The sequence below is a fragment of the Methylomonas fluvii genome, from assembly GCF_014850975.1.
Taxonomy (GTDB): domain Bacteria; phylum Pseudomonadota; class Gammaproteobacteria; order Methylococcales; family Methylomonadaceae; genus Methylomonas; species Methylomonas fluvii.
The window spans coordinates 55429-78460 of the sequence record NZ_JACXST010000004.1; the positions used below are offsets into that span (position 1 = coordinate 55429).

Annotated in this window: 14 protein-coding genes; 3 read left to right on the forward strand and 11 right to left on the reverse strand. The window is 46.8% G+C overall.

All coding sequences use genetic code 11. The features are described from left to right. Positions 1-131: 131 nt before the first annotated feature. The 7 genes from EBB_RS25575 to traJ form a co-directional block, all read right to left on the reverse strand. Positions 132-10166 (reverse strand): strawberry notch-like NTP hydrolase domain-containing protein, encoded by a 10035-nt coding sequence (locus EBB_RS25575; protein ID WP_192396512.1) that lies wholly within the window; start codon positions 10164-10166, stop codon positions 132-134. 11 nt (positions 10167-10177) lie between these two features. Next, positions 10178-10408: a hypothetical protein gene (locus EBB_RS25580; protein ID WP_064037797.1), complete on the reverse strand. Its 231-nt coding sequence runs from the start codon at positions 10406-10408 to the stop codon at positions 10178-10180. After that, a complete protein-coding gene (locus tag EBB_RS25585; protein WP_192396513.1) occupies positions 10401-12599 on the reverse strand; it encodes a DNA topoisomerase 3 in 2199 nt (732 codons plus the stop codon). Before EBB_RS25585 ends, EBB_RS25580 begins: the two co-directional genes overlap by 8 nt. Positions 12600-12613: 14 nt before the next feature. Beyond that, positions 12614-13135: a conjugative transfer signal peptidase TraF gene (gene traF, locus EBB_RS25590; RefSeq protein WP_064037795.1), complete on the reverse strand. Its 522-nt coding sequence runs from the start codon at positions 13133-13135 to the stop codon at positions 12614-12616. Then, a complete protein-coding gene (locus tag EBB_RS25595; protein WP_064037794.1) occupies positions 13132-15045 on the reverse strand; it encodes a type IV secretory system conjugative DNA transfer family protein in 1914 nt (637 codons plus the stop codon). Before EBB_RS25595 ends, traF begins: the two co-directional genes overlap by 4 nt. Before the next feature lie 253 nt (positions 15046-15298). Continuing rightward, the gene (gene traI / locus EBB_RS25600; protein WP_192396514.1) at positions 15299-17491 is read right to left on the reverse strand and encodes a TraI/MobA(P) family conjugative relaxase; all 2193 of its coding nucleotides are present in this window, start codon (positions 17489-17491) and stop codon (positions 15299-15301) included. A 25-nt stretch (positions 17492-17516) separates the two neighbouring features. Continuing rightward, positions 17517-17879 carry a conjugal transfer transcriptional regulator TraJ gene (gene traJ / locus EBB_RS25605; RefSeq protein WP_020485822.1) on the reverse strand — a complete coding sequence of 121 codons (363 nt, stop codon included), beginning with the start codon at positions 17877-17879 and terminating at the stop codon, positions 17517-17519. Between the two features lie 327 nt (positions 17880-18206). Here traJ and EBB_RS25610 point away from each other — a divergent pair, with 327 nt between their 5' ends. The 3 genes from EBB_RS25610 to traM are packed head-to-tail and all read left to right on the forward strand — an operon-like array spanning position 18207 to position 19755. Beyond that, on the forward strand, positions 18207-18581 hold the full coding sequence (locus EBB_RS25610; protein WP_020485821.1) for a TraK family protein: 375 nt from the start codon (positions 18207-18209) through the stop codon (positions 18579-18581). Then, complete coding sequence (locus EBB_RS25615; protein ID WP_020485820.1) at positions 18581-19309, forward strand: PRK13886 family protein; 729 nt, start codon at positions 18581-18583, stop codon at positions 19307-19309. The genes EBB_RS25610 and EBB_RS25615 overlap by 1 nt, the downstream gene beginning before the upstream one ends. Then, entirely contained in the window at positions 19309-19755 is a 447-nt protein-coding gene (gene traM / locus EBB_RS25620; RefSeq protein ID WP_020485819.1) for a conjugal transfer transcriptional regulator TraM, read from the forward strand. The genes EBB_RS25615 and traM overlap by 1 nt, the downstream gene beginning before the upstream one ends. 242 nt (positions 19756-19997) lie before the next feature. Here traM and EBB_RS25625 read toward each other — a convergent pair whose 3' ends face one another. The 4 genes from EBB_RS25625 to EBB_RS25640 all read right to left on the reverse strand — a co-directional run bounded on the left by EBB_RS25625 (position 19998) and on the right by EBB_RS25640 (position 22939). Further along, positions 19998-20657: an IncP plasmid survival protein KfrC family protein gene (locus EBB_RS25625; RefSeq protein ID WP_020485818.1), complete on the reverse strand. Its 660-nt coding sequence runs from the start codon at positions 20655-20657 to the stop codon at positions 19998-20000. A 79-nt stretch (positions 20658-20736) separates the two neighbouring features. Beyond that, entirely contained in the window at positions 20737-21894 is a 1158-nt protein-coding gene (locus EBB_RS25630; protein WP_192396515.1) for a ParB/RepB/Spo0J family partition protein, read from the reverse strand. Then, positions 21894-22652, reverse strand: coding sequence for a ParA family protein (locus tag EBB_RS25635; RefSeq protein ID WP_020485816.1), 759 nt, complete (start codon positions 22650-22652; stop codon positions 21894-21896). Before EBB_RS25635 ends, EBB_RS25630 begins: the two co-directional genes overlap by 1 nt. Beyond that, positions 22649-22939 (reverse strand): TrfB-related DNA-binding protein, encoded by a 291-nt coding sequence (locus EBB_RS25640; protein ID WP_020485815.1) that lies wholly within the window; start codon positions 22937-22939, stop codon positions 22649-22651. The genes EBB_RS25635 and EBB_RS25640 overlap by 4 nt, the downstream gene beginning before the upstream one ends. Positions 22940-23032: the final 93 nt, after the last annotated feature.

The following is a 23032-nucleotide window of genomic DNA, read 5'->3' on the forward strand; positions in this document are numbered from 1 at the left end:
ATCGGGCAACGCCATAATAAAAAACTCAGAAAAACAATTGAAAATTTTAGCGGCTAAAATACAACATCCATCATCTAACTGGATTTCTTCTCGCCAGCGGTTTTCACTGGCTGATGGCTGCAAGCTATAACCTAAATAGTTGCAACCGCGTTGCGCGACGCCAGTTTCTGCCGCTGTTGCAGCTCTAGGCGCTGAACATTATCTTGATGCTGTCTCGTTTCAATTCCTTCGCGCTGATCGGAAACGATTTTGTTCACGACATTAATTACCTGGCGTTCAACCCCTTCCCGGCCTAATTCACTTTTTGTCGCAAGATCGTTGAAATCAGTGAAGGACTTCATCTTCGAGATAGCCTCTTTCTGGGCGTCCGATAACCCCCCATTTTTTGCCAGTACCGGCGTAACTGGATCAAGATCGGCTGGGTAAGCCTGCTCACCAGGGGCGAAAATCGGAAACAAAGCTACACCTCCGACCGCTTTTGCCGCCGCCTCTGCCTTTTCCTTACCAGGATTGCGGCCCTCGGTCAGTTCTTGATGTAAATCATTATCCCCGGCAATGATGATAGGTTTGTCCGGAAACTGGTCGTGCAATAACTTCGCAACGTGTGGCAAATTACCAGAATCGAAGGCCGCGACTGTTGGATAGATCAGGGACTGGGATAACGTATCAGCCGTAGCATACCCCTCACCTATCACTATGGCCGGCGCTCTCGCCAACGCTTCCACGCCATTGCCGCCGACAACATGAAACATGTCTTGCTTAGCGCCACCAGCAGCAAAGCGCTTCACGCCGTTTTCCTGGATAGATTGTACTGATCGAATTACGCCACTGACATCTTGCGCCGACAAGAGCAAATCACCAGCGGTGAACACCAGTTTATCCGGGTGCGAGTCCCGCAGCTCCTTCGACTCCTTCCATGTTTTACCAATCATTACAGCCGAATCGGGAGGCAACATTGTTGAATCGGTCGGCACCATTCGAAGATCACCTGGCCGGGCTTCCTTCGATTGCAAATATTGATGATCGGCAGATGCAGGTGGAGAGATAGCAAGCAGCTGTCTTATAGACGCCGCTACGGCATCCTGTTTAGCTTTTAGCTCGTTTTCTCTTGCTTGCAACTTAGAAGCGCTTTGAGCTTGCAATTCCGCCTTTTCTCCATCGCTAAGCGAATAGCCCTTTGATTTCCATTTCTGGGCTTCGCCGGTGCGATTATTCTGAGCAAAACCGGCAGGATGACCATCCAGGTGAGCAACATAAAATCCTGCTTTCTCGCCAGCCTTATCACCAACCGTTTCAAGCCTATGTCGCTGTCCATCCATAACAGGATGGTTTCCAGAAAGCACAAACCCCATATCCTTAAGTAGCGATGAAAATTCTTCGCGCGGCGTCATTGCCGGTTCTTGCTGCGGTTTAGTGTTATCAGGCAACCATCGTTGCAACTTATCCATATTGGCATTTTGACCGACATACCAAGATTTTGCGCCGGCATCCCACTTAGCGCCGGCTTCTTTCGCAGCTTTTCTTTCTGAATAAGGAACAGCAAGGTATAACTTATCGGAGGTGTTTGGTTTACTAACCTCTGAATTAACGACTGACGTTACTTTTACTTCTCCAGCCTCTGATGGCAACCATTTAGAAAACGCTGATTGATCAACACCAGCAGGAATGAACCAGGATGTATGTTGCCTATCCCATTTGGCGCCCAATGCTTTAGCTTCCTCTTTATCGCGGAAAGGCACTTCAATAAAGGTCTTATCATTTCCTGTGTTTTGTTGGTCTGGCCGCACACTATCACCACCGAGGCCGGACAAATTGGCGGCTGCTTGTTTCTGCTCAAATTCAGAAACTTTATTTTGAAAGTCTGAATTGTTTACCGTAGCCAACAGATCGGCGGATTTCCGCTTCTCCCGAGCGGCAGATAATTCTTCATCAGAGCTATCTGGGTCATTCATTACGGCTTGCTCTTCTAATCGGGCAGCCTCCGCCGCCTTTTGATACTCTTCGAACGTCGCACCCGATACCTGACTCAGATCGCGCGGCAAGTCATCAGATTCCCGTTTCATAGCCGGTGTGATAGTCGGACCAACCCCATTATCGGCTTGCCATTTCCGCCAGTCTTCTTCCACTACTTTTATGGCGTCACGAAACTCATCGCTGTTTTCACCACCATACCGGTGTTCTAGGTCGACGTTTAACCATAGTGCATCAATCGCTTTATCGATTTCACCCCTTTCAATTAAATCAAGAGCAAGGCGAACATTTCCATTGCCCTGCTCTTGAACGTAACTACCACGCCATTCAGGAATGACCTCTTGCGCGTACTCAATATTCCGCACCGAATCCTCTAAAAGACGTTCAGTTGAATTAACATCAGGATCGCGCATAACGCCCCCTTCAAATTGAGCTGTTTCAGTTTTAGTAGATTCCGGTAATGCCACCGTTTTAATAAATCCACGTTCGTAATAGTCAGCAATATCCTGATGTGTGACCCCGGTTTCGGACTGCGCTGATGTATCGGCCACGATTGCTTTCTTGCTGTCACTATCGATAACAACCTTACCGTCTGGCATTAAAGTAATTTTCGATATGCCAAATCCATTCGGTTTGCCATCTGGACCATTGAGCTCTGGGAACAGATCGAGCACATTGCGCCTATCCAACTCAACACCTTCTTTGGATAAGGTGATCGCAGACGAAGAAACTTGTTGTGTTTGTTCCTGGACTAACCTATCGGCCATTGTCTGGAACGCCTGAGCCAACCCCTTGCGCTCTAAGTAAGCATTGGTAACGCTAAAATCATCGGGCTCTATACCAAAAACAGGCGAGAGACGACGAATAGCATTGTCAAAAAACTGCCCAGGTACATCGCCTGTAACATCCTTAAGGGTATGTAAACCTTCCTTACGCAAAGCGGCATCCAGGCTATCCCCTTCGTAGTCTTGAAAATGATCGAACGTCCATTCTTCCGACCGCAGTAAAACGGTCGAAATATCAGCCGCCAGGCCTGAAGATAACTTTGCATCACCAGTGCTTTCATCCGTAACACGTGGAAATGTATTGTCTCCGGATAAACTCCTTCTAGCATCGGCAATAGCGCTATGCCAAACTTCAGATGCGGTATGGAAAGCCGAAGCCGCCTGTTGTAATACCGGATCTTCGTGTTTTTGTAGATAGCGGGCATCGCCCGCTTTGTCTTCCCCATAGACACGAACCAGCTCACGCTGATATACCTCATCAGCATCCACCAGCGTCTGATATTCGACCGCCGTCAGCCCAGCAACAGTAAGCGTCGAGCTTTCTGGGGCGATAGACTTATTAGATGTATTTGCATTCTCGGTTTCGACTAGCCTAACCGTTTGGGTTCGATTGGATAATTCGTTTTCCAAGTCAGAAATCAAATCATGCAAATTATTAAGAGGCTCTGTTAGATTCGAATGCGTTTCAATTTGCTCTGGCGTCGGGTTCTTGAGAGCATTGAAGTTATCTGCTTCGGAAAGCAATCGGTCGCGCTCTGCAATTGCTATATTAAGCCGCTCAAACTCTGGTGCATGTTCGCTAGGCTTTTCGGTCATTCGCAAGCTATCTCGAAATTTTTCACCATCCTCAGTTAATTCGCCCCATTCAATTTCTGTATTAGGAAATTGGCGCTGCAACTGATTTACAAGTTCTGTAGCGTACCCCAGCCGGCGATGATCATTTTCCACTTCGACCATCTGGATTGCGGGTATTCCGTTATAGATTGAGTAATCCAGTTTCCCTACTTGAACACCACCAACCTCCGCGATTAACGTTTGGTCGACCTGTCCCGAATATGCTCCGCGTGTTACATCCTTAAACTCGACCAACTGACTTTGAAATCCGTAATCCCTTACAAGATCGGGATACTCAATCAATACCGGCAACGGGGGCATAGTGGCCGAAATAGAGCTTCCCGAGTTCTCAGGTGAATTCAGATAAAGTGCATTGTTTACGGAAGCACGATGAACATCGGCAACGGCATCAGCAGAATTTTCCGCGTCGGAAAAAGCCGAATAGGTTCCTAACGTAACATTCCATTTTCGACCATGATTCTCCAACTGCTCGACAACTACCTGAGAAGCAAACTCAGACAATGTCAGTTCATGAGGTTGTCGCTGATCGGCAGTTAGCGCTTGGCCCTGCTCTTGAACTAAAGCTTGTTCGAGCCCGAGAACAAATGTCTGAATTTTTTCCGCATCGGACGCGGCCCGGAAAATCTCCATTGGATCATCCCGCAAAGCCTTAATCCACGAGCCAACATAAGCTGCATGTTGACCAGGATCATGACCAATACCAAGCTCTTCACCCAAGATCATACTGGCAATTTCCGCCCTTAATTCTTCTTTGGCGTAAGCCTCGCTTCCGAATGGATGTGCAATGTCCCGATTCAGCCGGTCTTCGTGTCCAGTCCAGTGTCCCAACTCATGCAACGCGGTCGCATAGTAATTCTCTGCGGTTGGAAACTGACCTTTTTCCGGCAAGTGAATACTATCAGTAGACGGTCTATAAAACGCACGGCTACCACCGTTATGATTTATATCGGCACCCGACGCCGCCAATATATTTTCAGCTCGTTCAATTGGATCCCAAGTTACCTCTTTCTTTTCAAGCGGTGGCAAACCATCGATCTGTTCAGCATTAAACACCGTTGCAAAGAAAACCCGTGGACGTTCCAACTTTACGACCACCTTCACCGGGTTGCCTTCTCCGTCTAAAACCGGATTGCCATTATCATCCCGCTTTGTTTGCTCATCGGTAAATTTCCAATATTGAACACCAGTACCCTTCTCTCCTTTTCGGACTTGTCCACCAAGCTCACCAGCTTGCTTATAGGTCATCCACCGATTATCGTTCCTATCCTCCGACAATAAATGGAGAGTGTTGATACCTTTATATCGATTGCCAGTAAGAGGGTTATATGGGAGAAAACCACCGCCTTCATCCGGGGTCCAAGGTCTTTGCCAGGGGGCCGTACCTTGTTCTAGTTGTTCAATTAGTTTTTCAGCAACAACTTCGTGAAATGGTTTCTTAGTTTTATCCATTGAAACATCCTCCTGACGAATAACGCCATTTGTTGGAGCGACGGCAATGCCGACTACATTGGTTGTGATGGGGTTGGTAATCTCGTCGATAAGCACCTTGGTGCCAGGCATGACAATCTCGCCGAAGGTATCTTTTACTCCATGAGAGTAAAGCACCCATGATTGATCAGGCGTTCTATCGGAGGGCAGCATATTTCCAGAAATATTCATTTCGGACTGAGCCGCTTCTTCTGATGTTGGGTATGAGCGATACCAAATACCGTGTTGAAACTTCGCGTATTGCTTATTCTCTAATTGATAGATACCGTCTTGTTCCGGTGGTTGCGTGCAAGGGGAAAATGGTGATTCGCCAGAATTGGCTGAAGTCTCAAAGACGTTGGTCGATTCATCATCCTGTAATGATGAATCATGGACATGCATATCCAAATCGTCACTTTCACTATTTTCGGAGTCCTTACCGCGATTCTTCTCAATTAGATCGACAACAGGTTTTGAAGCAGTGATGCGTTCAAAAACCCCTACCCCACTTTCGCCAGTTGGTATAAAAACTCTATCAGACCAGTTGATGCGCTCCACAAATGCGCCTTGATCTTTTAGCAATCGTTTCTCTGCGTCAGTAAAATAACTACGACCCTTAATCTCTATACGGTCTTCAAAATTCACCTTAGCAGTAGAAATCTCCCAACCATTCGACAGAATTGCTTTGTTACCCTTTTTGATTGATTCGAACAAATCGCCCACCGACATTCCAGAAAGACCGGAATCAAGGCCTAAATTCTTCAGGGTTTGTTTGGCGGACTTAGGCCCCAACATTCGGCCAAGTAATTGTTCACCGTCGTCTGTTTGTAATCGTTGAATGGTTTCGGCACCTTCGACACGATCCCAGATTGGCAAAATGACACCGACAAGCATGCGTTCGGATTTTGTTTCAGTTTTCGGGGCATTGGCGATTTGCTCGTTCCAAAGTTTTTTTGCTTCGGTTTCGTCTATCGCCCGAGTCAAAGTAACCCTCTGATAAGAGCCAACACCATTTGCACTAACTGTTCGATAGTCATACCCGCGACTGATAACGTCGGCGTTGTCGATATATCGATAGTCATGTTTTTTGATTGTATTAACAATACCGCGACGGACAGATTTACCATCGGAATCTAACCGCTCCCCAATGTCTCCGAGATAAAACACATCGCCTTTGCTCTTTCCGAATTCAGAGACGAACCACCCGCTTAGATCACCTTCTTTAGCGTTTTCCTTGACGAACTTTTTAACCTCATCCCACTTGTAATAGTGGACTTCATTGGTGACGGCCAACTCAACATAACGAGTCTGGGCACCGGTTTTCTTATCCTCATAAGCAACATCATCCCGCGTTTTTTGGATACTCAAAGCGGTCATTGTCTGTAGACCAACATCGTACAAACCACGTTGCTTTGCATAATCAACGGCTTCAATAAGACGTTGCTCGAATTCGCCAAAAACTTGATTCTGCATGTCAGTTTTCAGTGACAGCAGGCGGTTTAAAAACTGCGGTATAGCCGGCAGATTGCTCTCATTCAATGAAGCATTTTCATCAAGCAGATTAAGCCCCATCTGCTTGGTAACTTCGTGGAACTTAAGGCTTGTGGTCCCACGATAAAGATCACGAAAAAAGTTATTCAGCGCGGTCGATGCATATTGGCTTTCAAGATTGTCGGAAGCGGTAAACATACCTTGGCTAGTCGCTTCTCTCTGTCCTCGAGTAAGCGCTCCGAGTTGATCTAGTCGACGAGCAATTGACGACACAAAGCGCTTTTGTGCCTTTAAATTGGTGGTAGGCAATACATAATGCGGCTCCTGAGCTTGATTGGTTCGGTGAGTTCGCCCAAACCCTTGCACAGCGGCATCGGCCCGCCAACCAGGTTGCAAGATGTAATGAATTCGCTTACGTTGATTCTCCGCAGTATTATCGGCATGAAAGCTATAGCCAGTCCCGCCAGCGCCCGAGAATATGAGAATGTCCTTTTTGTCAGCCTGAAAGGCCTCCGCATCGGCCCTAGAAGAATGTTTGCCTCGCTTCTCTTCGACGACTTTGAGATTGCCTTCATCGTCGCGCGTTTGAACAAACCGACGTCCACGGCCAGTAACCTCTGCGACCCGTTCAGAACCAAAAGCATTGATGATTGAGTCCAATGGATTTTCAGGAACACGGACTTGATACAACGTGTCCAGCAGCGAATCGCGCAAAGCAATTGCCTCTCGATCAAATACTTGATTCCCTTCCGAGTCACGTACTGGAACGTAGGTGGTGTTGCCGTTAGCGTCTTGTGTTTGCTCATAAGCAGCTACCGGGAATCCGTTTCTGACATAATCCATTAGCATTTGCCGAGGCGTAAAATCCAATTCCTCCAAAGGGGCATCATTCGCCGTAGCGTCGGCGATAATCCGCTCCTGTGCAGCTTCGTTTGTATTTACCAACTGAATCACAGCCGCGTGACCAGCGTCCAGTTGATCGCGAATATGGTCTATCACTGCCGGCGTCTGCATGGCTGTGACAATTTGATTGAAAAATCGTTGATGGGCGCCCCAGAACTGAGACATAGCCGCACTTTTACCCGGACCACTCTTACCGGCTTGAGTGAGTTCAAGAGCTTGCTCAACATTATTTAAAACGACTTGCCAAGCGCCGGCGAGCTCGTTGTAAATATCTTCCTGTAAATCAGATAGTGGATGTTCCAACCTATCATAAGAGACACCATCGTAGGACAGCGACCTGGCCAAATACATGCCCATCGCCTTCATGTCTCGGCTGATCAATTCCATTGATGCAATGCCGCCTTTCGACACCCCGTTGATAAAGGCAGTTGTGTCAGCAAACGGCGTGCCCTCGCCCCATAAACCTAGACGATCCGCGTAACTAAGATTGCTTATCTCGGTAGCTCCGGTGGCTGACACATAGGTAACACGCGAATTAGGCAATTCGCGTTGTAAGTTAATACCGGCTATCGCTTGTTGTGATGGCTTCTTGACGCCTCGTTTTCCCTTAATCGCAATGGCATTGCCCATGCTATGGGCTTCATCAAATGCAATAACACCATCAAAATCCTTACCTAACCAATCTATGATCTGTTGAGCGCGAGACTTACCGCCCTTTTGTCCCAAATCATTTGCCTGCTTTTTCTCGCCGCCGCGTAGCGTCGAGTAAGTTGTGAATAAAATGCCCTCTTCTTGAGTGATTGCATTACCAGCTTTGGTCTTTCCCTGGAAAAACAATTTTGACGGGTCGCCACCCACACCAGCAAAATCCCTTTTAGCATCCTCTATCAAGCCTTCATTAAAAGAAACCCAAACGGCTTTTTTCCGACCTTGCAACATGTTATCCAAAATGATGCCGGATATTTCGCGTCCCTTACCAACACCAGTGCCATCACCAATGAAAAAGCCTTTCCTTGAACCATTCGGCAAAGTTTCTGAGTGCGCTTGCCCTGCATAAACAACGGCCTCAATTTGAGCAATCGAAAGCAATCCGTCTTCGATCAATCCCTTTGGCAATAATGGGGCATATGACGGTGCAGGTGGTTGGACAGCAGACATTGCCGCCGACTGCACCAATTTGCCTGGATGTGGTTTAGCGCCTTGTACTGTAAGACGTTGTGGAGCGTAGTTCGCAAAGACAGAATCAGTAAATTCGGTAGCCAGATCATCCTTAGCTTCTACTGCAACGCTTGCGGTACTGTTGCTTGCAGTGAGGCTACTATCTCCTCCAGTATCTCCGCCGCTGCTTCCTCCAACGTTTCCGATAACTCTATCTGGAACTCCACTCCCGGCTCCGATTCCGTCATTAGGGACATAGCTATCTTCGGTTGAGCCTCTAACTTCGCTATCAATAGGAGTGGTTCCGGAATCGGCCCCGTTTCCAGCAGATTCCGCTCTAATGCCGTCCGCACCAATGCTAATGCCGCTAACTCCGTTTCCGGATTGAATGGTATCTGACACTGGCGGAGTGTTTGGGCGGCTTGCCTGTTTATCGGGTGTTGATTGAATATGTTGACGGTCATTTCTTATGCCCTCCAATAATGCTGGTAAATCGGCCACCGAATCTACTTTGCCGGTCAATATCGGCTGAGTCGTGGCCCCGTTTTTGTCGATTACTAAAATCTGATTGTCGAATGTGGTTCCGTATTTAGCATATTCTCGCCCGGAAATGCCTATGTTGGCCCTTACATTGTATTTGGCTTGTACATCTTTCCACCATGAAGCAAAGGCAGGCTTATCCGCGGCCATTCCGTTCCCCACAATCGCCACCAACCGTCCGCCTTCATCTAGGCGCTTTAACGCCTGTTCGAGATGTCTTGCGCCATTAGTTGTGTCCCGCTGCCCTTGTACACGACCAGCAGACGAACTGAATGGCGGATTCATTACAACCACTGTCGGCTTAAACTCGATAGGTAGAACGTTATCCAACTGCTCGGCATTTTCTTTAAATATTGTAGCCTCGGGAAACAAGGCGCCCAATAGAGCTTGTCTACGGGGAGACAATTCATTCAGGATCAGTGTGGCTCCAACCATCTTTGACCATATGGCCAAGTCCCCTGTACCAGCAGACGGCTCGGCCATAACATCATCCCTTTTGACATTCGCAACCCAATTAGCAACGAACGACAAGGCGGGCGGTGTGCTGAACTGTTGGAATTCCTCCATTTCCTCGTCACGGCGAGTCTGAGTAGGCAATCGTTGAACCCGGTTAGTCAAGTCAACGACCTTTAGCCTGGCTTGTTCTGCATCCAATGCGTTCCAATTTGGGTCTTCGGTCCCGAGCAAGTGGATGTTAAAAGCGGCTTCTAAGGCATCATAAGCATCCTTAGATAAATAGTCGCCACCGGCCTGGGTTCCGCCAAACGCACGATTAGCTTCCTCAGTTAATACCTTGGATGTAACACCACCATCTTCACTCAGACGTTGCGCCAATCGTAATGCGAGTAAATGTCGAGCATCATTAGGGGATGATTCCAGGCGTTCCTTAATCGCCACCTCTGGTTTGTCAGCCGACGTAGGCTCGGGAACAAGCCAATCTTCAAAAACATTGAAAAAATCGAGTTGTCCTTGATTAGAAATAGGTTTCTTTGCCATTGATCAGACACCTATTCATGACTTGTTGAATCGATACTGCTTTCCAATGCATCGGCCTCATCTAAGGCGTCTTCATTGAATGCACCAAGCCGTTCGGCCTCGTCGGGATCGAATTCCACTACAGCACCAGGCACCATAGCATCAAGTAACTTCACGGCCACAACATCTACCGTATCTACCGCTAACGCCGAATCTACTTCCGTATCCACATTTAAGTCATTTACATCGTCATTGCTATTCATCACGTCCACCCTGTTTGCTATTGTTAAAATCCGGTTGTCCCTTAATGTCTGGGTAAGTTTGTTTGCACGTGGGGAACCCACTACATCCCCACCAGAACGCACCCTTCTTTCTTCCTGGCCGCCTTGACAAGCCTTTTCCACATGACATGCATTTATGTACGGCAGACACTAGAGGCGCTTGTTTAGGGACTGGCTTACCAGACTTGTCTTCTGCTGCAAACCGACACCCATCGGCGAACCCAGTACAACCCCAAAAGAACTCGTTTTTGTCCTTTTTCTTAATGCGGCGCAAAGGCTTTCCGCAATCAGGACAAGGATTGAAAGCAACCTTGATCCCAATGCCATTCTGCTTAACGTTAGCCACCTCTGCACCGATGTACTCCATCAACTCATTGACAAAGGAAATCGCATTGAGGTCGCCGCTCTGAATAGCCTTTTGTTGTTCGTGCCATAGAGCGGTCATATCGGGATATTTGGCTTTATCCGGCAAGGTATCGTAAAACTCCCGCCCCGTCGGAGTGCTGATAATGTTGTTACCCTTCTCCGCCAAATAGCCACGATCAAATAAAGTGGCAATGATGGTGTCTCGCGTAGCCGGTGTACCAATACCTCCATGCTCGCCTTCTTTGCCCTTGTCCTTTTCGACCAAGAGCTTCCGTAGACGATCATCACGCACATATTGAGCAACACGAGTAAGGTCCGTTAAAAGGGTGGCCATTGTGTACAGTGGTCGCGGCTTCGTCTCCATCTGGCTCGCAACGGCGTCAGTACAATCACCTGCCTGCCCCGCCTTTAACACTCGAAGATCAAGGGCGATGTCGTTTTCATCACCCTCTAAATCCTCATTACCTATATCGTTTCGATACAGCAACTTCCAGCCAGCCAAGGTAGTAATGTTCGAGCGAACAGCAAACCGATGTGTAGCGGCTTCAACAAAAATATCGGTTTGATCGTATTGATGTTTAGGCCAGAACTGTGCGATATAAGCGCGGGCAATCAACATGTAGATTTTCTGCTCGCCATCAGTCAGTTTAGAAAAATCGGCGGTGGCCTCAGTTGGAATGATTCCGTGGTGGGCACTTACCTTTGAAGAATTGAACGCACGGCTTTTTATCGACGGGTCAGCCTTTTGCGCGACAAGCGTTAGCGTCGGTGCCGTATTCGCAATAGCGGCCAGAACATTCGGCGCATCGCCATGTTGGTCTTCACTGAGATATTCACAATCACTCCGATTGTATGTAATCAGCTTGTGCTTTTCGCGTAACGATTGCGTTATGTCCTTCGTCTGGTCTGGACGAAACCCGAACTTCCGCGAAGCATCTGTCTGAAGCTTCAACAAATTGTAAGGAAGAGGCGGATGCTGATCTTTCTTTTTGGTAGCCGCACTAACAAGGGTTGCCTGTGCGCCCTTTGCCGCATCAGCGATACCCTGTGCATTGCCTTGATTGGATAGACGACCCTTCTCATCAACAGGATCCCCATTAACAATCTGATACCTGGCCGGAAACGACAAATCGCCAAAAGTAAATTGTCCAGTCACATTGTAGTAATAGCTCTTGGTATGGGCTTCGAACTCCCTATCCCGTCTAACAACTAGACCAAGGATAGGAGTCTGTACTCGACCGACACTTAACACACCTTGAAAACCTGCCTTATTCGCGGCCAACGTATATGCACGGCTCATGTTGTAACCGTAAAGTTGATCACCAATACTACGAGCCTCCGCCGCCGCCGACAAACCAGCGAACTCCCGATTGTCGCGCATACTTGCAAGCGACCTCTTAACGACACTGATATTATTGTCATTGATGAGCAATCGTTTAACAGGCAGCGAACAAGCCGCATACTCCAAGACTTCATCAACCAATAGCTGGCCTTCATCGTCAGGGTCGCCCGCATGTACAACACTCTTGGCTTGCTTTAATAAGGTGGTGATGATCTTGAGTTGGTCCTTCTTGTCATTCGATGGCTTTTTCTTCCACGGGATATGGGAAATAGGCAAATCATCCATATTCCATTTCCCGAATCTGGGATCGTAGTCCTCTGGGTTCAGCAGTTGCAGCATGTGACCGTAGCACCATGTCACATAACTATCGCCGCAGTCATAGTAACCATCTTTGCGCGATCCGCCGCCTAAACCATCAACAATGGCCTTAGCAAGATCGGGCTTTTCCGCAATAAACAACTGCATAAAAACCTCCGTTTTTACCAAGTTAAAACAGGACGTATAACGCCCGTGATTTGAGAGCGATTGATTAAGCCAAAATAGCGACCATCGAACGAACCATTGTTTATATCAGTCATAAGTAGAACTTCTGATTCACCTAATTCATGGGTTGTCCTGAATTTCGGCATTGGGCGACCTGCCCCATCAAGCTCTGAAGGGGCGCTATATGGCAATAAAACATCATTAACCCTTACTCCATCATCGCCAATGGAAACGACATCCGTTTTAGCCGCTAAAATTTTTTTCATCATGTAGCCATATCCGCCAGGGCAATATCCAGCATCGATATAGCCCCGAGTCTTTGCTAAATCGAACACTTCCGATTGCGGGGGACAAAACATTACATAAGCCCCTTTCTCGACCGGGTCGCGAGTTTCCCAGTAAATGCCAACAGGAATACTACGTGTGGAGTTAAAGCGCGCGCCAACGGCGTAGGCAATTCCACAGAAAGCCAGATATGAAATACCAAGAAGGGAAATCAATGAAGTAAGCCGCTTCATAACTTAATCGCCTCAGCGCCACGCGATATTTCATGCGTCTTAAGTAACTTGTCGGATACCTTGGGCGGTGGAATAGACGCCCTTGCCTGAAACACCGGGTCCTTGAAATATAATGGCTGGACACCGTAAATTGCAGGGTATCCTGCTGCATAAATCACCATGTCGCCAGGCTTCTCAATCAACCCATCAGCGCCCTTAACTGGCCCAGGCATGCGTAAGCATTCATCCGGAGTCAACAAAGGCCTTTGTACTTCTTGAATGGTCCTAGAGACTTGTGCCAATAAAGCACTGGTACGCCGACCACTGGTTGTGATTTGTTCCTTTGCGACAGTGGTTTGACCGGTCAACTTGGAAAGATGATCAGCAGTCTCAACCCTGTTAGGTGGATATGCATTTTGCACATGGCAGTTAGATGTTATCGACTCATCAGCGCCATAGCCCGTTTCACGACTCTTTAATTGGTTAATATCCTGGCAAATCAAATAGCACTTAATGCCGTAACCAGCAACAAAAGCCAATGACTCCTGCAAAATCTCTAGTCTTCCAAGACTAGGGAACTCATCCAGCATCATTAACATTCGATGTTTGTAATGAGCCTTCGGACGACCATTTTCGAATTCCATCTTGTCAGCCAAAAGCCTAACAATCATGTTCACCATTACCCTAACTAATGGCCTTAGCCGCGCCTTATCATTAGGCTGAGTGATAATGTATAAACTGACAGGATAATCGAAATTCATCAGATCCTTGATGCGAAACTCGGACTTACGCACATTGCGCTGGACAACTGGATCGCGATACAAAGCGAGATACGACTTAGCTGTAGAGAGAACGGAACCGGCCTCTTCTGGGGGACGATCCATCATATCCCGAGCGGTAGAGCCAACCACCGGATGATTTTTACCGAACACATGCCCATAGGTTGTCATCTCTATCCACAGCTCGGCAATATCCCTATTAGGATCAGACATAATTGCATCTACAATAGGTAAAGACGCCTCGCCACCTTCATCCCTGGCCTTATATAGAACATGCATAATCACACCGACAAGTAGCGCTTGAGCTGTTTTCTGCCAATGCGTTTCTAAACCCTTACCATCTGGATCGACTATCAATGTTGCTAAATTCTGCACGTCGCCGACTTCGTACTCCGTTGCAATTCTAATTTCATCCAATGGATTCCAACATACGCTACCTTGCAAAGCAGCCGGCTCAAAACGTAATACCCTATTTCTGGCATACTTCTTCCGCCAACCAGCAGTCAGCGCCCATAATTCGCCTTTCAAGTCGGTAACAACTGCGCTACGTTCCCAAGACAGCAACGTAGGAATAACCAAACCAACCCCCTTACCAGATCGCGTGGGCGCATAACAGAGAACGTGTTCAGGCCCGTTATGTCGCAAGTACCTGGTAACACCATTTTTATCGATCCATGCACCTACATATACGCCTGACACCGGCGAAGTCTTTTTGCCGAGAAGCCTAGAAATCAAACCACCAGAACGAGGTAATAAGCCAGCCTCTTGAATATCCTCTTTGTTGGCCCATCTGGCCGAGCCATGTAAATACGGATTAGCCTTAGAGGAATTAGCAATCACCATTTTGGCAACAATAAGCCCTAACAATCCGACAGCGGTTACAGAGATACCAACACTGCCCGCCTTCATAAAGCTTTCTTGATATAACCCATACCAATCACTAGACCAGCGCAAAACCGCCCAAGGTGCATAAATATGGTTGTACTGAGGACCTAGCGTAGACTGATAGTTAAATTCGTCGGCAAAGAACTGAGTAGCAGATTGAAGCCCAGCAACAAGCGACGCGATAGCCAATGCGGGTATGACGAGGCCAACCCTTGGCTGACCCGCCCGAATTTGTGGACCGACTGCATTGTTAAATTTATCTTTCATTTGATAAGCCTCTTTAGTGATAACAGGCGGCAGGAATGAGTAAACAATAGAACTCGCGTTTTAGCGGCTAAAACACCCTAAGCTATGGCTCACGAAGTGAAAAACGACACCCCACCTAATAACTGTTTTAAATAAGCAATATATCTAATAAAATATACTATCAACAATGAGTTATGAAGGCAATCACATTAATTTTTTTATACGAAACCGGCCAGGAAAAACCGGACTGACATCTAGCGCGAAAAAAAGGCGGCTATCTGCGTCGACCTTTTGTGAGTTTTATCGAACCCGATTCACCAACAGACACAGCATCACCTATAGATAAGCGCTTTAATTGTGCGGCCGTTTTCTCGTCTACCGGCAAGACACATACAACATCATCGCGCTTTAGAAGCGCAAGAAATCTGCCATCAACATGCCGCAAGCCAGCAAAAGGCAGCATGCCCGCATCACCCTCACAGAACCGCCTATGCACCGGCACATTAACGCCCTTTAACCGCTTTTCATCACGTTCAGCAATGTACTTATCGGCCTCCACAAATACGATCAATCCTGATCCAGAAACTGGCCGTCGCAATGCGTTATTTGTGTCGGATCCTTGGTGCTCCATACCACCAGATACATTGCCCGACAATAGCATTTCAATTCCACTGGCGAAGCGAACCATAGCGAGACTGGACAAGTCTCGCAAACGGTTACGACTTTCGGGCGGCGGTCGACGCCCAACGCCGCTAACGTTGGGCTTATTGATGAATCCGAAGATCCCATTCCGTCGCCCTCCTTCATCGAATCGCCCTCCACTGGAATTACGGACTCCTGATCCAATGCCGCTATCGCCGCTTCCAACTCCTCTTCCTCGGTCAGTTGAGTGCCCATTTCTGTTCTCCGTAGTCTCATTTAATAAAGACAGCCGCTGCCTCTCCAGGAGAGGATCAGCAAAAGTCAAAGGAATAGCAGCATCCACCGCCGTTTTTACGATTTGCGCTCTAAATTCAATGCTGCCAGTAACCGTGATTGTGCTCCCATATCTATCCATCGCCATCCGTAACGCCGCCTTCAATCCATCGACGGAAGCACCACGCGATACCTTAAGCTTGTCACCATCATCGCGAATAGCAGATGCCCCGACACGATAAATGACGGTGCCCTTCTTTGTGATGCTATCCTGTACAGCATTCACACCATGCGTTGAACGCGCGCCCCCAGCCGCCCCGACGGTATTCCCCTTTAACCCCTTGGCCACTTCCCTGGCACGTAATGCAGCAAGCGCGTCAACATCACCCATGGACGCATTACACCTTAACCAGTCCACCCACTGTTGTGGCCTGTGCGTTTCAAATATTGATTGCCTCGCGACGTGGTAGCGCTCGTTAGCCGTTTGCAAATCGGCCAACAAAGATTTACTAACCAGACCGTACAAGATCTTTTTCTCCATGCGAGATTTCGCAGAGAGCCTTATCACAGCCCGCTTTAATTTAGCCGCTCGCTTGGCGGCAACCACCTTACGAGCTCTCTCTTCTCTGGCCGACTTCCATTGCTGAGCACGTAGCGCTCCTTGATTGGCCTGCTCATTCTTATACCTGGCAAACAACAGCGTTGTATCAATCCTGGAGCCAACCGGCTTAGCTTCATATGCCTTCGACCGCCCGGTAGATAGCGAAGCAGTACCAGACCCATTTATCAAGGCCTCAAATAATCCAAGACGAGCCTCAAGCTTTCCCTTCGATAAATCACGCGCAACGGTACTCGCCTTCACCATCAAGCCTTCATGATCTGCAATGACAAAGCCATTGCCTTTTTCCTGCAATGTAAGGCCATGCTCCTGAAGGACCTTGTGAAACTCACCCCAAGAAGCCGCTACATGGAGCTGCTCTAAACATTCGCGCCTAATCCAACTGAGCAAGCTTTCAACACCAGCATGCCGCTCCATATCAGCAGCACGGTTTTCACTTGGCACCTTGTTCGATAGGTGATTATCTCGTCCAAGGCCGTACTTTATTTCTAGGGACTCGCACAACTTACCAAGAACCTTATGGTCGTTATATGGGTTATGAATAGTTAAGCGTGTCGGATGAATTTTGTTTATAGCAATATGCATGTGGAGGTTATCCGTATCGCAATGAACAGCACTAACGCGCTGATGCTCACCATACCCGAGCCCTTCGCAAATGTTACTTTCAATCTCTTTTAAGATTTCATTACTGGGATGTTCGCCTTCGCGAAAACTCAGAATCAGGTGATAGGTCTTATCCGATTCAGCTCGGGTGTTCATACCCTGGACAGTGGTTACTTCAATTATTGCCGACCTTAAATCATCCGACTGGCAGTTAGTCACAGAGGTGTACTCAACACGCTCGCTCTTATCCTGGTCATCAGATATGTAACCGACAAGTGCGCCGAAGTCGCTTTTCTTAATCGACTTCATCGAAACATGTTTCGCGATCATAAGTGAAAAAATTTAGCCGCTAAAATCACAGGTCAGCCTTCGGCATGATTACAGCCTTCATCACTTCAATCATTTTGTCTTGCGTAGCTTCGATACGCGCAAGTGCAGCCCTGATAGTGGACTCACCGAACTGCGCAGTTCGGGCATCATTGGTTAGCCAAAGCTTAAGCAACCCACCAAGACGCCCCAGGTCGCCATTGATCTTCGCCAACTCCAGAACCCTCTCGTTGTCGGTGATGCATTTCGGCGCATAACCAAGTCCAAGAAATCTCAAGTAGGCCGATGTGCTATGGCCAGTTTGCCTAGCATTCGCTTCAATCGCGGCCTTCTCGTCTGGAGTAACCCAAACACGGATTGGATTACTACCTTTTCGGGTTTCGTTTGCCATATTCATAATCCTTCATCAAATGTTGTAACGGCGGTAGCCGTTGACCTCGTAGAGCAGGATACCGTTGAGCGCTCGGCGCGAATAAGGGGAGTGAAGTGTAGCTACCGTTTATACGGTAGGTACACTTCACATATCCTGCCCCGACCTTTCGGTCGGTAACTCCACAACATGTTATCAAACACTCGATCAACGACAAAAAAATAATAGACATATATATTTAAACGTATATAAAATAACGATAATTCATATTATATAGCTTATTTTTTACATACATTTTGACTCAAAATTGACTCAAAGTTGACTGAGATGCACCTCCAGTGAAATTAGATGAATAAAAGTTATACGGAACAGCTTGCGGAGTGGGTGAAGAAAAAACACGCAGTGAAAAAGCGCGACCGAAACCTAGTGATGTTTCAGGCAGTGAAAGATGACGTTTGCGAAGCGATATCGGCGGGCTATTCGATACGAACCGTATGGGAAAACATGTACGAAACTAAGCGGGTCACGATTGGTTATCACCAGTTCCTTAAATATACAAACCAGGTACTTAAAAAAGCCAACCAAACCCCACCAAAACAAAACACTACACAACTAGTCCCGAAGAAAGGAGCCAAACCACCAGAAAGACCTAACCCCAGCAATCAACAGAAGCCACAAAACTTTAAATTCGATCCATCACCCAATAAAGAGGATTGGCTCTAATGTCAAAAATACACATGGTATTACAAGGGAAAGGGGGTGTTGGCAAGTCGCTAATCGCCGCCTTGATCGCACAATACAAAACTAGCAAGGGACATACGCCTCCGTTATGCGTAGACACCGACCCAGTGAATGCGACGTTGAACGGGTACAAAAAGCTCAACGTCGTGAAACTCGATATATTAGACGGCGATGAAATAAATTCTCGCCATTTCGACAAATTGATTGAAATGATCGCAAGTAGTGAAAGCGATATCGTTATCGATAACGGAGCAAGCTCATTTGTGCCACTGTCAAACTACTTGATGACCAACGCAGTACCGCAACTATTGAAAGAAATGGGCCATACACTCGTAATTCACACGGTAGTAACGGGTGGACAAGCATTGGTCGACACCGTGGCCGGCTTTGGTCAGTTAGTTCAGCAGTACCCGGAGGAAGCAGAGTTTGTGGTATGGCTAAACCCCTATTGGGGCCCAATAGAAGACAACGGTAAAGGGTTTGAGCAAATGAAAGCCTATACTGCGAACAAATCGCGCGTGGCGGCGATTGTAAAAATACCGGACCTCAAAGCCGAAACATTCGGTCGAGACTTGAGCGATATGCTACAAGATAAAATGACATTCGAAGAAGCTATTGCCGCAGAGACAAACACCATCATGATGCGGCAACGTCTAAAACTGATTCAGCGCCAATTGTACGATCAAATGGATACGGCGGTGATTCTGTAATGAGAGATGATCAAATAGAAAGTCTGATCCGGGAAATCGCGACTAAACACGGCATTGCCGTTGGTCGCGACGATCCTATCTTGATACTGCAAACGATCAATAATAGATTGCTACAAGACGGCGCAAAGGCACAGCAAGATATGCTTGATCAATTCAAAAAAGAGCTAGAAGCGCTGGCAATGCGCTGGAGCGAAGACGCAAAGAATAAAGCAGAACGCATTGTAAATGCGTCGTTGAACGCCAGTAAGGAATCAATGGAAAACATGATGGCCCAAGGCGCAAGGGATACCATAAAATCAGTCAGGACTGAAATCGAGTCATCGCTAAATAGAATCAATGGCCCAATCCGTGATGCAAAAAAGATCGCCATTATGAATGTAATTGCAGGAAGCATGACAATCATCGCTGTAACCGCATTTATAGCATTCACTGTTTGGATCAAATAAGGCACAAACCCATTATGTTTAGGTTAAGCCCTGGCGAATCGCCCGGCCTTCTGAATAAATTTTAGCGGCTAAAACATCCAATTGGACAAGGTAAAACCGGCCTGCATGAGACCATAGCTCAATTACGCGTTTTAAGTCCGTGATATGACCAAGCAACATTGGATTCTAGATAAGCCAGAAATCCATTCATTAAGAATAATATCTAACGCGAAATATGATCCTTCTTATCTGGGGTGAAGAGACTATTGTGAACCCGGAGAAATGGATAATGTTAATTTTGGAGCAATGCCTAAACTGTCACTTTGTTTGAGCGATTTCCTAGTAACAATATTATGTCTCCGCTGAGCTTCTAATACGCTATCAAACTCGTTAGTTAATTCCTGTTCGTTTCTTCTTAATTTCCGTTCCGCAAGCTCTTCGATTTTTGGCGAATGCAAGCCCATACCGTCCCGAATTTCTCTAACAGCTTCGAGTCTTGCTTGCATGACCTGCAACCTGGAATGTTGATGCGCAATTTGATCTTGCCATGCTCGACGAGTACCAGGCAAAACCAAAACTCCAGGTTTTGCGGATTGAATTTGTTGAATCCTAGACTGCTGCTTCTCAATTAAGGTTTCAAGCTTATCTTCAACACGATCTACTTGTTCGTGCTTTGCTTCAACGTAATCAAATAGGGCCTCTTGATAGCTTTGTTCAACAGATGACACTTCCAGAATAGCTTGCTGTTCTCGTTCCGCTGTTTGAGCACTATCCAAAAGCTCATCAACGTTATAAATAGCTTTCGCGTTTATCCCTTGATCATCTTGCAATTGATCAGAACCAGGATCAATTGCGTTATAGAGGCCCCGCTGAATTACATCTGGCGTTAAAAGTCTTTTTTGAGGAACATTTACAAGTACCATATCGACTCCAAAACGAAGCTACTATATTGCTCCGTACTCCGTACCGAGCCGACTAAGAATCAGCGCGTACTTTTAAAAGTTAAGCCTCTACCAATGCCAATAGCTTGACTTCACCAAGATCGACTTCTAATTCATGACCATCATCGTCATACTTAATATGCCCAAACCCCTCTGTTGAGGGCCTTTTGTCAAGAATGATCCTACCTGGCCGACCGTCATGCCATATCTGAACGATAGCCTTCTTAAATTTGCTTGGATCGACTATTTTCTTCCTTTCGTTATCTTCCTGTTGCTTAATATCTGGATTGTTAGGAATGCTCGAACTATCCGTCAATTGTAGTTGGTCGTCACCAGTAGCGACTAAAGAACGTCCGCCAGATTCTATATTTGATTCATCTTCACCCGTTAAGGTAGTGCCAGAAACTTGGCCGCTATTAAGATCATCTTCATCAACTTCAGAGAGGTTAGCGATTGGTTCATTATTAGCATCCTGGATGACCCGAATATTTTCTTTCTTGTCCTTTAGATATTCCTGAAATAACTTCAATTGGCCCCTAGTGAATTCTTGACCAGGAGTATCTAACCAAGCCATAACATCCGCTTGGTTCGTCTTATAAAGCTTATTCAATTCGTAAATAATATTTACGTCGGTAACTTTCCCTGCTTTGTATGCCGCATCAAGCTCAGCTGGTAACTTAAGCAACGTAGTGTGCAAAGTCACCCACGCCGGGCTCTTACCGATTAAGGAGGAAATGGTCTTCTTTCCAATACCTTCCTCTAGTGCGGTTGCGATAGTGTGCGCAATCTCTAACGGGGTATTACCTTCTTTTTGGAGATTAACAATCAGTTGTTCGATCTTTACTCGGGCTGCCGTCTTATCGCCTTCGTCTTCAATGATGGCAGCAATCTTTTCGGCCCCATTTTGCTTTGATGCTCGAAATCTTCTAGCACCATCCTTGATCATGTATCTACCCTCAATTTCAGGGTGCTTCCTAATCGTTATTGGCTGCAATAAGCCGCTATTGTCAATGGATCCAGCCAACTCTGCTATGCTTTCAGTTGAAAAGCCATGGTTGAATTCTGTGCGCGGTTGTGCAGGATCCTCGTCGATCAAATTGATGTCAATCTCTGCATAACCAGATGCTTCTTTTGGTTGTTCGGAGAGTAGGCCGGCAAGGTCGCCTATTTCATGCAAGGCAAGGCCACTGCTTGCAATGGTGTGTAATTGATCTGTCATTATCCGATCTCCATTTGATTAAGAACATGGGCCGCTAATGCTCTCACTTCTTTGGCCGCCACTCGCGCTGTTGTTTTTTTGATTTTCCATACTGGCGTTCGGGATGCTAATGCATCGGCAATACTACTCCGTAGACCAATGACTATACCTTCAGGAGTCATTAATGTCGGATAAGCATGGGTGAGTTCCTGAAGGTGTCGTAAGTGCCTTGGATTCCTTTTATCAACTTTGCTAGGAACCATGCCAAGAAACTTAAGATTTTTATTAGCTTTTCGAATGTTAGCTATGGTCGTAACCATTCGTTTTATACCTTGAATACTGTATGCCTCTAACTCAATTGGTGAAAGAACAAAGTCTGATGCAAATAGAGCGGCTCCCATTGTTACGCCAAGTGATGGGGCTGTATCAATCAAGCAAATATCAAAGCCAACAGACGATAATTCACTTATGGCGGATTTAAAATTCATACCCGCATCGCTCAGCGTCATTTTTTCCATATTGGCGAGTGCAGCATCGGACTCGATAAGAACCAATCCAGTGGAGGGTAACAAAGAACAATCAACTTTCGCATTAGTTAGTAGCGAACTAGCAGAGACTCCACACTTATATGCCCCTAGCGTGTAAGACGCATTCGCTTGAGTATCGAGATCTATTACAACAACACGGAAACCACGCTCAGCAAAGTCGAAGGCAAGATGCACGAGTGTTGCAGTCTTACCAACACCGCCCTTTTGATTCGCCGTAACTAATGTTTTCATAGTTCCTTTGATTCCTTTGCCCATTTTCTGACTTGAAACGCTTGATGACGAGGAAGGATCACCGTCACTTTCTCGTACCCTTCCGGTACTTCCGCTAATTCCTTGTGCGCGTTCCAGACTCTGTTTACAGCTTGAGAAACTGCACTCTTTGTTATGTTCATCGCTCTTGAAAAATCGGCTTGGGATTTCCCGTCTACCAATACCCCCCGTGCTATTAAGATTGTTTGTTCCCCAATTTCTAATTGAGAAACTGCTTGTTCGAATTGCCTCTCGGTTAGTCTTTTCATAACCACTTCCTAAACATCTGTTGCCCATGTTAGTGCTCCGCGCCTTGTTGATAAAACGACGGTGACAGCCGCCGTGAGGTAAAGAGTTAAGCT

Bases quoted from the DNA above. Each gene is read 5' to 3' on its own strand.
- EBB_RS25575 (WP_192396512.1), bottom strand. From the start codon at position 10,166: ATGGCAAAGAAACCTATTTCTAATCAAGGACAACTCGATTTTTTCAAT.
- EBB_RS25625 (WP_020485818.1), bottom strand. From the start codon at position 20,657: ATGGTACTTGTAAATGTTCCTCAAAAAAGACTTTTAACGCCAGATGTA.
- EBB_RS25635 (WP_020485816.1), bottom strand. From the start codon at position 22,652: ATGAAAACATTAGTTACGGCGAATCAAAAGGGCGGTGTTGGTAAGACT.
- traM (WP_020485819.1), top strand. From the start codon at position 19,309: ATGAGAGATGATCAAATAGAAAGTCTGATCCGGGAAATCGCGACTAAA.
- traF (WP_064037795.1), bottom strand. From the start codon at position 13,135: ATGAAGCGGCTTACTTCATTGATTTCCCTTCTTGGTATTTCATATCTG.
- EBB_RS25615 (WP_020485820.1), top strand. From the start codon at position 18,581: ATGTCAAAAATACACATGGTATTACAAGGGAAAGGGGGTGTTGGCAAG.
- EBB_RS25585 (WP_192396513.1), bottom strand. From the start codon at position 12,599: ATGCAGTTGTTTATTGCGGAAAAGCCCGATCTTGCTAAGGCCATTGTT.
- EBB_RS25630 (WP_192396515.1), bottom strand. From the start codon at position 21,894: ATGACAGATCAATTACACACCATTGCAAGCAGTGGCCTTGCCTTGCAT.
- EBB_RS25580 (WP_064037797.1), bottom strand. From the start codon at position 10,408: ATGAATAGCAATGACGATGTAAATGACTTAAATGTGGATACGGAAGTA.
- EBB_RS25610 (WP_020485821.1), top strand. From the start codon at position 18,207: ATGAATAAAAGTTATACGGAACAGCTTGCGGAGTGGGTGAAGAAAAAA.
- traJ (WP_020485822.1), bottom strand. From the start codon at position 17,879: ATGGCAAACGAAACCCGAAAAGGTAGTAATCCAATCCGTGTTTGGGTT.
- EBB_RS25640 (WP_020485815.1), bottom strand. From the start codon at position 22,939: ATGAAAAGACTAACCGAGAGGCAATTCGAACAAGCAGTTTCTCAATTA.
- traI (WP_192396514.1), bottom strand. From the start codon at position 17,491: ATGATCGCGAAACATGTTTCGATGAAGTCGATTAAGAAAAGCGACTTC.
- EBB_RS25595 (WP_064037794.1), bottom strand. From the start codon at position 15,045: ATGAAAGATAAATTTAACAATGCAGTCGGTCCACAAATTCGGGCGGGT.